Here is a 12,602-nt window from a genome sequence, read left to right as displayed (position 1 = left end):
CGACTCAAAAGCCACTGTGACGCAGACACCACAAAGCGCGCGGCCTTCAGGGCTGCACGCTGTGTTGTTTTTTTTGAGGTGCCGAGAGGGCGGCCTGGGTAAGGCCGCCGGATCTTCAGCGAGTTGTTGCCAGTTCTTGTTGAACGCTGGCGACAGTGCGAGGCCAAGGTTTACCAGCCTGAACCTTCGCTGGCAAGGCCTTGATAGCGGATTCCGCTGCTGTACGGCTGGAGAAGTTGCCGTAAGTGATCACGTAGAGAGGCTTGCCGTTGAGCACTTTCTTGAAATAACGGTACTCGCCGCCCTGCTCTTTCACGAACGCCTGGGCGTTGGCTTCGGAGCTGGTGCCGAGGATCTGCACCACGAAGTTACCGGTAGGCTGGCTGGCATACCAGCTGCTGCCGGCAGCGCCAGTCGCGGCCTTGGCCACGACGGCCGGTTTTTCGGCAGGCTTGGCGGCTGGAGCCGGTTTGGCCGCAGGCGCCGGGGCGACCGGCTTGGCAACAGGCGCAGGCTTGGCGGTGGCGACCTGGGCTGGCGCTGGCGTCGGCTTGGCCGCTGGCTGACCGGCTGGCACGCCCGCAGGTGGCGCGGTGGTGGTCACGGTCGGCGGCGTGGCGCTGGAGCCTTCAACGGGCACCCCATCGTCGCCTTCGGAGATGCCGCCAGCTTCTTCGGCGAGCGGGCCGCGCATCACCGGTTGGCCGACCATTGGCAGGTTGGTGGGTTGGCCGGAGTTGGCAAACTCAACGTTCGGTGTTGGCTTGCCCAGTGGCAACTGCGCCTGTTCGGTTGGCGCGCCAGCGGTGGTCGGTGCCTTGTTGCGACCTGGAATCAACCAGGCGGCGGCGACGGCAACCACGACAACGGCAGAAATTGCCAATACGTGCTTCTTCGGCATAGTAAACCCCATCTTTGGACGCTTTACCGCTGAGCGGCTGGCAATCATGGCTTCGATCATGGCATCCCGGGCAACCTGGTTGATGGTGCCAGGCCAGCCGTCGGAGCTTTCGTGAATATCAGAGATCTGCGAAGCGGAGAAAAGTTCGATGCCCTGCCCTGCGCCTTCCAGCCGCTGGGCCAGGTATTCGCGGGTTTCTTCTTCTTCGTAAGGCTGCAGTTCGATGACGTGGAACAGCTCCTGCTCGCCGCTGATCTGTTCAAGTTCGGCGATCAGCGAAGACTCGCCAAACAGAAACACATGCGGGCGCCCTTCAGGCGTACCGGCCGCCAGGGCCAGCAACGCTTCCAGGGCAGATTCGTCGAGCTGCTCGGCGTCATCCACCAGCAGGTAGACTTCCTGGCCGGTCAGGCCCAGTTGCACCACTTGCTTGAGGATCGCATTCGGCTCGGCAGTGGACACGTCGAGGGCCTGGGCCACTTGACGCAACACGCCTGCCGCATCACCGGCACCACGGGCGGAGACCACCACGCTCTGTACCGATTGCTTGTTGGTGCTGGCCACCAGTGCCTGGCGCAGCAAGGTCTTGCCGCTGCCCAATGGGCCGGTGACCACCAGCAGCAACTGGCTGTAGCGCGCCAGGTGGTGCAGTTGCCCCAGCACCGGCTTGCGTTGCGCAGGGAAAAACTTGAAACCAGGCACCCGAGGAGCAAAAGGGTCGTGGCTTAACTGGTAATGGCCGAGGAACGCCTCGTCGGCATGCAAACTAGTCATCGGGATCTTATTAACCTTTAAGCTGGGCCAGGGCGCGGTAATCCGCTCCCAGCGTGGCCTGTAAAATCTCTTTCGGATAATCGTCGGTCACTACCGCTTCGCCCATTCGGCGCAACAGCACCAGTCGCAGTCGACCGTCGATCACTTTCTTGTCTATTGCCATATGTTCGAGAAAATCTGCCTCGGTCATCTCCTCGGGAGGAATGACCGGCAACCCGGCGCGCTGGAACAGGCGGATCCCGCGATCACGCTCCTGGGCGCTGATCCAGCCCAGGCGTTGCGACATCTCCAATGCCATCACTGTGCCAGCCGCTACGGCCTCTCCATGCAACCACACACCATAGCCCATGTGGGTCTCGATCGCATGGCCGAAGGTGTGGCCGAGGTTCAAGGTGGCGCGCACGCCGGACTCACGTTCGTCGGCATTCACCACCAGCGCCTTGGCGGCGCAGGAGCGGGAAATCGCTTCGGTGAGTGCCACCTGGTCGAGGGCGCGCAGGGCGTCGACGTGTTCTTCCAGCCAGGTCAGGAACGGCTCGTCGCAGATCAGCCCGTACTTGATGACTTCCGCCAGGCCCGCCGACAGCTCGCGGGGTGGCAGGGTATTGAGGGTGGCAGTGTCGATCAGCACCACATTCGGCTGATAGAACGCGCCGACCATGTTCTTGCCCAGGGGGTGGTTGATGCCGGTCTTGCCGCCCACCGACGAATCGACCTGGGACAGCAAGGTGGTCGGTACCTGGATAAAGTCCACGCCGCGCTGATAGCAGGCCGCCGCAAAGCCGGCCATGTCGCCGATCACACCGCCACCCAGCGCCACCACCGTGGTGCGCCGGTCATGACGGGCCGTCAGCAGGCCATCAAAGATCAGTTGCAGGGTTTCCCAGGTCTTGAAGGCCTCGCCGTCCGGCAGCACCACCGAGATCACCGAGTACGCCGCCAGGCTGCGGCTCAGACGCTCAAGATACAGCGGCGCGACCGTTTCATTGGAGATGATCGCCACTTGCCGCCCGGCAATATGCGGTGCGAGCAACTCGGGCTGGTCCAACAAACCTTCGCCAATATGGATCGGGTAGCTGCGCTCGCCAAGATCGACCTTAAGTGTCTGCATGTGTCCCCGCGTTGAAGATGAAAGCAGGCGTCCTGCCCTACATTAACGTTGTCGGCAACGTCGGGATCTGACGCTGCCTGATGGCTCTACGCCACAACTCGGACGGTCATGACGCGCCGCCGAGGATAGCGCATTTCGGCCCTGGCTTTAACGGGGTGGCAACTGTGCCAGGCGCTCGAGAATGTCGAGAACCACCATTCGTGGCGGCCGCTCATCGGTTTCCACCACCAGATCGGCGATTTCCCGATAAAGCGGGTCGCGCAGCGTCAGCAGGTCCCGCAGGGTTTTTGCCGGGTCGGCGGTGCGCAGCAATGGGCGATTGCGGTCGCGAGCGGTGCGGCCCACCTGCTGCTCGACAGACGCGTGCAGATAAACCACGCGACCGCCGGCGTGCAGCGCCCGGCGGTTCTCGTCGCGCATCACTGCGCCACCGCCGGTGGCCAATACCACGCCATCGCAGCCGCACAGTTCGGCAATCATCGCCTGCTCGCGGTCGCGAAAGCCCAGTTCGCCTTCCTTATCGAAGATCCACGGGATATTGGCGCCCGTGCGCAATTCAATTTCCTTATCGGAGTCTTTGAATGGCAGGCGCAGCTCTTTGGCCAGCAAACGGCCGATGGTGCTTTTTCCAGCCCCCATCGGTCCTACAAGAATCAAATTTCGCACAGAATCAACGACTCACAGCAATCGCCTGGTTATTCATAATACGCGGAGTCAGGAATACCAGCAGCTCGGATTTTTTCTCCGAAACCACATCCCGCCGGAAAAGGCGGCCAAGATACGGCACATCGCCCAAAAATGGCACTTTATCTACCACTTTGCTTTGAGTATTGGAGAAAACCCCGCCGATCACGATGGTCTCCCCGTCCTTGACCAGCACCTTGGCATTGACCTCGTTTTTCTTGATTGGCGGCACATCGTTGAGCCTGTTCAGGTAGTCGGGCTCGTCCTTGGTGACCTTGACCTCCATGATCACCCAGCCGTCCGGGGTGATTTGCGGGGTCACTTCCAATGACAAGGAGGCCTCCTTGAACGACACCGAGGTCGCGCCGGTGGAGCTGGACTCCTGATAGGGAATCTCGGTGCCCTTGAGGATTCGCGCGGTTTCCTTGTCGGAGGTGACGACCTTGGGCTGCGAAACGATTTCACCATTGCCGGTTTTTTCCATGGCGGTCAGTTCCAGGTCCAGCAGCAGGTTGTCGGTGATAAACGCGACACCCAGGCCGGCGCTGCCGTTGACCGCCCCCAGGTCCACAAACGGCGAGCTGGGCGGGTTTTCAGGCGGCTCGGCCCCCTCCGCCAGCGGCTTCCTGATCCCGCCAGCTCCCCAGTTACCCCGATTCAGTTGCCCGCCCCAGCGCACGCCAAGGCTTTTGTCGTAATCCACATTGGCCTCGACGATCCGCGCCTCGATCATCACCTGCCTTACCGGAATATCCAGTTGCGCCACAATCGTGCGCAGTTCCTCCAGCCGCTCCTGGGTCTGGTAGGCGATGATGTTGTTGGTGCGGTCATCCACCGCCACCGAGCCGCGCTCATCGGTGGCGCCTTCCAGGCCCACGGCCGACTGGAAGAGCTTGGCCAGGTCCGACGCCTTGGCGTAATTGACCTGCAGCAACTCGCGGCGCAGCGGTGCCAAGTCAGTCATTTGCTTGCGCGACTCCATCGCCAGCAACTCGCGGGCGGCCAACTCCTCGGCCGGCGCGACCAGCAGCACATTGGCCGTCACACGCTTGTCCAGCCCCTTGGTTTGCAGCACCAGGTCCAGGGCCTGGTCCCAGGGCACGTCCTTGAGGCGCAGGGTGATCGAACCCTGCACGTCGTCGCTGGTCACCAGATTGAGGCCGGCAACGTCAGCAATCTGCTGCAACACCGCGCGCAACTCGATGTTCTGGAAGTTGAGGGACAGCTTGTCCCCGGTGAATGCCACGCGTCCGGTACTCAGGGGCGCATTGCCAGGTGGCGGCAGGTGAATCAAGTCGATTCGATTGGGCACAGCCATGACCATCGGTGCCGTGAACGCTATCCATAGCGCCACACCGAAGGACGAAAAAGTCCTTTTCATTGTTTGTTTCCGTTATGAGTTCACGTTCAGGGCAAGGGTTTGCGAGCGTTCCAGCCACGCGCCCTGGCCATCCGGGAAAAGCTCGGCCAGTTCGACATGGGAGTCATGAATCGCCGTGATGCGCCCGTGGTCCGGGCCCAGGTAATCGCCGATTGCCAGGCGATGGACAGACGACGCTCCGCGCAGCAGGGCGAAGGTTTGAGCCCCCAGGGACAAGGTCCCGACCATTTCGAACTGCTCCACGGCGAAGCCTTCGAGGATTCCGCGAGGTCTGGCGAGATCAGGTCCGGCAGCCGGTCGCCCGGCGGGTCGAACCAGTTGGCGAGAGGGCGGCTGGAAAGGGTCGCGCAAGGCTGCAAAATCGTAGGCCACTTGCTGCGGCCCGGGCTCGGCGACAGCCTGTGCCGGCGGGTGCAAATCAACCTTCGGGTCATCGCCCGCCTGGCGGTTGTGACGATAGGTCCTGGCTACCAGACTGAGATGCAACTCCGAGGGATCGACAGGACTGAATGCCAAGTCATGCACCGTGACAATTCCTCGCAAGCTGGCCATGCCGTTGATGAACGCCGCCAGGTCGTGAAAAGTCCCGGTGACGCCAATCTGCATGGGCGATTCGATGTACAGGCCGCGAGGCTGGTCATCCCGAAGTTCGATGGCCTCCAGCACCAAGCCATTGGCGGCACTCAGGCGGCCAATATCTTCAAGCAGGCCGGGTACCTGGGTGTCGGCAGGCAGCCGCCGTAACAGGTTGGCGAAATGGCCTCGCATTGTTTCGAGTTCGCGGACCAGGGACTCCAGGCCGGCAGCCTGGCTGGTTTTCAGCGCGACCTGCTGTTCAAGCGCCACTTCCTGCGACTCAAGCTGGCGCAGTTGCTCCCGCGCCCCACTCAAGTAGAAGGTATTGCCCACCGCCCACAGCAGGCAAACCACCGCGCCAGCCAGCAACGCCTTGCCCGGCAAGGGCCAGTTGGCGGCGTTCTGGCAGAGCTGGGTTATATCGGATTCTGTCAGCCCTGGCAGGCCTGACGCCCCTCTCATTGGCGCACCTCATCCGAGTGACCATGGCGAACCGTCAACTGGAAGCCATTGTCGTCGCCCTCCTGCGCGCCGCGAACCCGTTGAAGCCGGGGCGCTTCCAAGTCTTCGGCAGCTTCGAGGCCACGCATGAACTGAGCAATGTCCCGGTTCGATCCGGCCGTGCCGCTGATGGAAACAGAACCGCCGTCGACGCTCACTTCGCGCAACTGCACCCCCTCCGGCACGGCGCGGGCCAACTGGTCCAGCAACTGAGCACCCGCCGCACGATCGTCCTGCAAACCCTGCACAACTTTCATCCGTTCCATCAACTGCTGGCGCTGCTCATGCAGTTCGTCGATGGCCTTGATCCGCGAGTCGAGCCCGGTGACACCCTGGCTCAACTGGTTATTGCGGGCCAACTGCCGATCGATTGCACGGTCGATCACCTGGTCTGCCAGCCAAACCGCAGCCAGCGCCACCGCTGCAGCCCCCGCCAAAAACACCAGAAAATATTTGCGCCGCCGCTCATTCCGTTCTGCGCGCCACGGCAACAGGTTGATTCGTGTCATCAGTCGAAACTCCTCAGGGCCAGCCCGCAGGCCACTCCCATTCCCTGGGCATCCACGGCCCATTGCGCGCCATCGACACGACGGCCCGGCGTGATGCTGTCCGAAGCCTGCCTGCCCGCGCGAGCCAATGCAAATGCTTCGACATCCACTATCCGCGTCGCCAGCCCCGCAAGGGCCAAAACTGCCTCACGGGCCTCCACCTGTTCCTTGAGGCAGGCAACCAGCAGCACATCGACGCTTTGCGGGTCATGGGCCGACGGGCCCTGCACCTGGAAGTCGATAGCCACATCCTCCAGCGGATAAGGAATGTACTGGTCTGCTTCCCCATGGATTCGACGCACCATTTCAGCATCCGTCAGCCCCGTGTCCATCTCCAGCACGCGGGTAATCACCGAGGGCCCTGCCACGGCCACAGCGGCATGCCTGAGTGATGTATGCGCCTGTACCAGCGCCCGGGAAAGTGCCTGCGCGACGGCATCGAAATCAACCACGCTGCTGTCGACCACCGCATGGGCCGGCAACTGCTGCATAGCGTAGCCCCGCACGCTGTAGCCAGTGCCTGACGCCTCCAGTTCCACCAGCCTGACGCCGGTGTCATTGATGTCGATACCCAGGACGGCATCGGCTTTTCGCCTGAAAAATCCCTTTCTCATAAAACTCCCCAAAACTTTCCCTGTCTTACGGACTGATTGCTGCCAGGCTTCCTGCATTCGGTCGGCTTGTATGAGCGGCGCGAATGACGCCCGAAGCCGAAAAATGCTTTAATGCCCAGCGTTTTTTCCCGCGTTTATCTGCTGGCCGGGTCGATCCACCACTTGCCGTGCATGCCCCGACGCCTAACCCATTCTTTTCCTTGGAAATCCAAAAGCCTTGATTCGTCTGCTGAAGTTTTTCGGGTACTCCATTGTCGCGATCGTCTGCGGGCTGATGCTCGTGCTCAGCGGGGCCTATCTCTACCTTAGTCCGGGTTTGCCCTCCGTAGAGGCCCTGAGAAGTATCCAGTTGCAGATTCCTTTGCGGGTCTACAGCAGCGATGAAAAACTGATCGCGGAGTTCGGCGAAATGCGCCGCACACCGATCCGTTTCGCCGACATTCCACCCAATTTCATCAACGCCCTGCTGTCGGCTGAAGACGATAACTTCGCCAATCACTATGGCGTCGACCCAAGCAGCCTGGTGCGGGCGGCCACGCAGTTGGTCAAAAGCGGACACATTCAATCCGGTGGCAGCACCATCACCATGCAGGTGGCGAAGAACTTCTTCCTCACCAGCGAACGCAGCTTTTCCCGCAAAGCCACGGAAATCCTCCTGGCGTTGCAGATCGAACGTCAGCTGACCAAGGACGAGATCCTTGAGCTGTACGTCAACAAGATCTATCTGGGCAACCGCGCCTACGGCATCGAGGCGGCTTCACAGGTTTACTACGGCAAGTCGATTCGTGACGCCAGCCTGGCGCAGATGGCGATGATTGCCGGCCTGCCCAAGGCGCCTTCACGCTTTAACCCGCTGGCCAACCCGGCGCGCAGCAAAGAGCGCCGCGACTGGATCCTGGGCCGCATGTACAAGCTGGGCAAGATCGACCAGGCCGCGTACGAAAGTGCGGTGGCCGAGCCGCTGAACGCCAGCTATCACGTGCCGACCCCGGAAGTGAATGCCCCGTATATCGCCGAAATGGCCCGTGCCGAGATGGTCGGCCGCTATGGCAGCGAGGCGTACACCGAAGGTTTCCGCGTGACCACGACGATTCCGAGCAACCTGCAGGAAATCGCCAACAAGTCGGTACACGATGGCCTGGTCGCCTATGACCAGCGCCATGGCTACCGCGGCCCTGAATCGCGCCTGCCGGGCAAGACCCTGAGCGCCTGGACCGTCGAGCTGGGCAAACAGCGCCCGATCAGCGGCCTTGAACCCGCCATCGTCACCCAGGTGAAGAAAGATGGCGTGCAGGTACTGACCCGCACCGGCGAAGAGCATGTGTCGTGGGACAGCATGAAATGGGCCCGCCCTTTCCTGAACACCAACAGCATGGGCCCGATGCCCAAGCAGCCGTCGGACGTGGCGCAGGTCGGTGACCTGGTTCGCGTGCAGCGCCAGAAGGACGACAGCCTGAAATTCAGCCAGGTGCCCGTGGCACAGGGCGCGCTGGTTTCGCTTGACCCGCAGAACGGTGCAATCCGTGCCCTGGTCGGCGGCTTTGCCTTCGAGCAGAGCAACTACAACCGCGCCACCCAGGCCAAGCGCCAGCCGGGCTCCAGCTTCAAGCCGTTCATCTACAGCGCTGCACTGGATAACGGCTACACCGCCGCCAGCCTGGTCAACGATGCACCGATCGTGTTTGTCGACGAGTACCTGGACAAAGTCTGGCGCCCGAAGAACGACACCAACACCTTCCTCGGCCCGATCCGCGTCCGCGAGGCGCTGTACAAGTCGCGTAACCTGGTGTCGATCCGCCTGCTGCAGGCGATGGGCGTAGGCAAGACCATCGACTACATCACCCGCTTCGGCTTCAACAAGTCGGACCTGCCGCCCAACCTGTCCCTGGCACTGGGTACCGCCACGCTGACGCCGATGGAAATCGCCACCGGCTGGAGCACCTTTGCCAACGGTGGCTACAAGATCACCCCGTACCTGATCGACAAGATCGAAAGCCGTAGCGGCGAAACCCTGTTCACCGCCAACCCACCACGGGTCCCGGGCGACGTGGTCAATGGCGTCGCGGCCACTGACGGCCAGGCAGCACCGGCCAACGGCGGCATCACCATCGAGCCGACGCCAGGCGAAGCCCCGGCAGCCGGCGCTCCCGCCGCACCACAAGCGCCGGCGGTAGCCGAACGCGTTGTGGATGGCCGTACCACCTACATCCTCAACAGCATCCTGGAAGACGTGATCAAGAAAGGTACGGGGCGTCGCGCCCTGGCCCTGGGCCGTGCCGATATCGCCGGCAAGACCGGTACCACCAACGACTCCAAGGATGCCTGGTTCTCCGGCTACAACGCCGACTACGTGACCACCGTATGGACCGGTTACGACCAGCCGGAAAGCCTCGGTCGCCGGGAGTTCGGCGGCACCGTCGCGCTGCCGATCTGGATGAGCTACATGGGCGCCGCGCTGAAGGATATGCCGCTGCATACCCAGCCGGAACCGGAAGGCATCCTGAGCCTGCGGATCGACCCGGTCAGCGGCCGTGCAGCAGCGCCGAGCACGCCGAATGCGTACTTCGAGCTGTTCAAGAGCGAGGACACGCCGCCGTCGGTCAACGAGCTGGGCAATGGTGTTGCACCGGGCAGCCCGCTGCCGGCGGACGAGGCGGCGCCGATCGATTTGTTCTAACACGCAGTTCCAATGTGGGAGCGGGCTTGCTCGCGAAAGCGGAGTATCAGGCTCAGATGGGCCGACTGACACACCGTCTTCGCGAGCAAGCCCGCTCCCACAGTTGGATCACCGCCAGGCTCGAGCCAATTGCCAGCCACAAAAAAAGCCCCGACTCGCAAGAGCCGGGGCTTTTTGGTGGTGCGCTACAACGGCTTAGCCGTTGAACACATCATCCACACTTTGCAGCGGGTAGTTCTTCGGATACGGCAGGGTGGCCACACCCGTCTCGATTGCGGCTTTGGCCACGGCATCGGAGATCAGGGTGATCAGGCGCTTGTCCATTGGTTTCGGGATGATGTACTCACGACCGAATTCCAGCTTGATGCCGCCGTAGGCGTCGCACACTTCCTGAGGAACCGGCAGCTTGGCCAGTTCGCGCAGGGCGTTGGCGGCCGCAACTTTCATCTCTTCGTTGATGCGCTTGGCGCGAACGTCCAGGGCACCACGGAAGATGAACGGGAAGCCCAGTACGTTGTTGACCTGGTTCGGGTAGTCCGAACGGCCGGTGGCCATGATCACGTCGCTACGGGTGGCGTGGGCCAGTTCCGGGGAGATTTCCGGATCCGGGTTGGAGCACGCGAACACGATCGGGTTGGCCGCCATGGACTTGAGGCCTTCGGCGCTCAGCAGGTTCGGGCCGGACAGGCCAACGAACACGTCTGCACCGTCCAGGGCGTCAGCCAGGGTACGCTTGGAGGACGGATGCGCGAACATCGCCTTGTACTGGTTCAGGTCGGTACGCTCGGACTGCACAACGCCCTTGCTGTCGACCATGTAGATGTTTTCCAGCTTGGCGCCCATGCTCACCAGCAACTTCATGCAGGAGATGGCCGCGGCGCCGGCGCCCAGGCAAACGATCTTGGCTTCGCCAAGGGTTTTGCCGGCGATTTCCAGGGCGTTGATCATGCCGGCCGCGGTAACGATCGCGGTGCCGTGCTGGTCATCGTGGAATACCGGGATGTCGCACTGTTCGATCAGGGCCTTTTCGATCTCGAAGCACTCAGGTGCCTTGATGTCTTCCAGGTTGATGCCACCGAAGGTGATGGAGATGCGCTTTACGGTGTCGATGAAAGCCTGCGGGCTCTCGGAATCGACTTCGATATCGAATACGTCAATGCCGGCGAAGCGCTTGAACAGCACGCCCTTACCTTCCATGACTGGCTTGGAAGCCAATGGGCCGAGGTTACCCAGGCCGAGGATCGCGGTGCCATCAGAGATCACTGCAACCAGGTTGCCTTTGCCGGTGTACTTGTAGGCCAGTTCAGGATCGCGGGCGATTTCACGTACGGGCTCGGCAACGCCAGGGCTGTAGGCCAGCGACAGGTCGCGGGCGGTGGCAGTGGCTTTGGTGAGCTCTACACTCAGCTTTCCTGGACGAGGATGGGCATGATATTCGAGAGCGGCAGTTTTCAAATCAGACATATCGGCATTCCGCTTTTACTGTTGGTCGACGGACCGCCGAGGATACGCGTGTCGCAAAGTCCCCACAAGACTGGGCAGTCACAGGTGTCAAGGGCCCTGCCCTACGACTTTTGGCCAAGAGCCACGGGATACAAGGGCTCAACTGTTCACAATCGACCTGAAAAATGTCTACAATTTTTTCTTACGGCGCCTGCTCGAGCATGCCGGGATCGGTCAGTGGCAACAGCCAGCGTGCCTGGCCCTTTTCCAGGCCGCCGCGTCGGGAGCGGTCCAGCACCCAGCCGCGGGCTTCGATGGACTGGCCCTGCAAACCTTTCAACAGCGCACTGTCGAATCGGCCCACCAAATTGGGTGCAATGCGCAGTACCAGTGAGCCCTGCAACTCAATCCAGACTCCGCCGCGATTGCGTTCGATTTTGCTCACTCGGCCGTTGACCACGGCAAAGCCCGAGCGCTGGATCTTCGCCGCATCGACCACCGGTGACCGGCGCCACACCCCCAGCCGGGCCTGCCGGGCGCTGCGTTCGGCGGCTTGCTGGCAGGCCACCAGTTCCACATTCGGCGCGACCGCCACCTGGAAGCCAAGGCCTTCGGCGAGCAACTGCGCTTCCAGATTTGCTCCATTGGCACCGTAGAGATGGGCCAGGGTGCGGCCGTAACGGTCCTTGCTCTCCCGTCCGGGCACCACGCCAACGCGCCCACCGCTCGCGTCCACCAGACTTTGCAGGCGCTCGCGAGCGGCCACGGCGAAGGGCTCATCAGTGCGCCCCTGCTTGCCGGTTTCCGGGGCATTGACGCCGATCATGCGTATGCTGCGGCCGTCCTTGAGGCGCACGGTGTCACCATCCACTACCCGCTGCACGTCGAAGGTCGCGACATCGCCGGGCGCCGGGCAGAATACCTCGGCCTGGGCGGGCGCCAGCCAAATCGCAGACACAAAAAAGGCGCCCACAAGGGACGCCTTTTTCATCAGCGAGGACAAGCCATACAGGCCATCCAAGCGGACCAGCCTTACTCGGCTTTAGGAGCAGCTTTAGCGCCGAAAGCACCGAAGCGGGTCTTGAAGCGGTCAACACGGCCGCCAACATCCAGAGTCTTCTGCTTACCGGTGTAGAACGGGTGGCACTCGTTGCACACGTCGATTGGCAGAGCTTTGCCGAAAGTCGAACGGGTTTCGAACTTGTTACCGCAGCTGCAGGTAACGTCGATGGCAACATAGTTTGGATGGATATCGGCTTTCATGGTGTATTCCTCAGGCTAGCGTGCCGCCAATCAACACTATTGTTGAATACCGCACGTAATTAGGCCGCGGATTCTACCAGACCTTTTTAAACGCGCAAGAAGCACAACGGCCCCTTTCATCAGAAAAGC

The 12,602-nt window shown here is 61.8% G+C and carries 11 protein-coding genes; 1 reads left to right on the top strand and 10 read right to left on the bottom strand.

Going from position 1 to position 12,602, the window contains the following annotated elements:
* Positions 1-115: 115 nt before the first annotated feature.
* From HX805_RS06240 to pilM, 7 genes are all read right to left on the bottom strand, one after another.
* Positions 116-1,675 (bottom strand): SPOR domain-containing protein, encoded by a 1,560-nt coding sequence (locus tag HX805_RS06240; protein ID WP_003209350.1) that lies wholly within the window; start codon positions 1,673-1,675, stop codon positions 116-118.
* A 10-nt stretch (positions 1,676-1,685) separates the two neighbouring features.
* Positions 1,686-2,786, bottom strand: coding sequence for a 3-dehydroquinate synthase (gene aroB, locus HX805_RS06235; protein ID WP_003209346.1), 1,101 nt, complete (start codon positions 2,784-2,786; stop codon positions 1,686-1,688).
* 147 nt (positions 2,787-2,933) lie between these two features.
* Positions 2,934-3,452: a shikimate kinase AroK gene (gene aroK, locus HX805_RS06230; RefSeq protein ID WP_003209345.1), complete on the bottom strand. Its 519-nt coding sequence runs from the start codon at positions 3,450-3,452 to the stop codon at positions 2,934-2,936.
* Positions 3,453-3,456: 4 nt separating this feature from the next.
* Positions 3,457-4,794: a type IV pilus secretin PilQ gene (locus HX805_RS06225; RefSeq protein WP_177116729.1), complete on the bottom strand. Its 1,338-nt coding sequence runs from the start codon at positions 4,792-4,794 to the stop codon at positions 3,457-3,459.
* A gap of 69 nt (positions 4,795-4,863) precedes the next feature.
* Positions 4,864-5,889 (bottom strand): pilus assembly protein PilP, encoded by a 1,026-nt coding sequence (locus tag HX805_RS06220; RefSeq protein WP_177116703.1) that lies wholly within the window; start codon positions 5,887-5,889, stop codon positions 4,864-4,866.
* The gene (locus tag HX805_RS06215) at positions 5,886-6,437 is read right to left on the bottom strand and encodes a PilN domain-containing protein (RefSeq protein WP_003209339.1); all 552 of its coding nucleotides are present in this window, start codon (positions 6,435-6,437) and stop codon (positions 5,886-5,888) included. Before HX805_RS06215 ends, HX805_RS06220 begins: the two co-directional genes overlap by 4 nt.
* On the bottom strand, positions 6,437-7,090 hold the full coding sequence (pilM, locus tag HX805_RS06210) for a type IV pilus biogenesis protein PilM (RefSeq protein ID WP_023659347.1): 654 nt from the start codon (positions 7,088-7,090) through the stop codon (positions 6,437-6,439). The genes HX805_RS06215 and pilM overlap by 1 nt, the downstream gene beginning before the upstream one ends.
* A gap of 220 nt (positions 7,091-7,310) precedes the next feature.
* Between pilM and HX805_RS06205 the strand changes: the two genes are divergently transcribed.
* Complete coding sequence (locus tag HX805_RS06205) at positions 7,311-9,767, top strand: penicillin-binding protein 1A (protein ID WP_371316571.1); 2,457 nt, start codon at positions 7,311-7,313, stop codon at positions 9,765-9,767.
* A 195-nt stretch (positions 9,768-9,962) separates the two neighbouring features.
* Here HX805_RS06205 and HX805_RS06200 read toward each other — a convergent pair whose 3' ends face one another.
* From HX805_RS06200 to rpmE, 3 genes are all read right to left on the bottom strand, one after another.
* Complete coding sequence (locus HX805_RS06200; protein WP_003209334.1) at positions 9,963-11,231, bottom strand: malic enzyme-like NAD(P)-binding protein; 1,269 nt, start codon at positions 11,229-11,231, stop codon at positions 9,963-9,965.
* A gap of 181 nt (positions 11,232-11,412) precedes the next feature.
* Entirely contained in the window at positions 11,413-12,201 is a 789-nt protein-coding gene (locus HX805_RS06195; RefSeq protein WP_102606389.1) for a thermonuclease family protein, read from the bottom strand.
* Between the two features lie 41 nt (positions 12,202-12,242).
* Positions 12,243-12,473: a 50S ribosomal protein L31 gene (rpmE, locus tag HX805_RS06190; RefSeq protein ID WP_003209330.1), complete on the bottom strand. Its 231-nt coding sequence runs from the start codon at positions 12,471-12,473 to the stop codon at positions 12,243-12,245.
* Positions 12,474-12,602 lie beyond the last annotated feature (129 nt).

Source organism: Pseudomonas sp. G5001 (genome assembly GCF_013385475.1).
Taxonomy (GTDB): domain Bacteria; phylum Pseudomonadota; class Gammaproteobacteria; order Pseudomonadales; family Pseudomonadaceae; genus Aquipseudomonas.
This window is presented reverse-complemented; position numbering and strand designations above follow the sequence as displayed.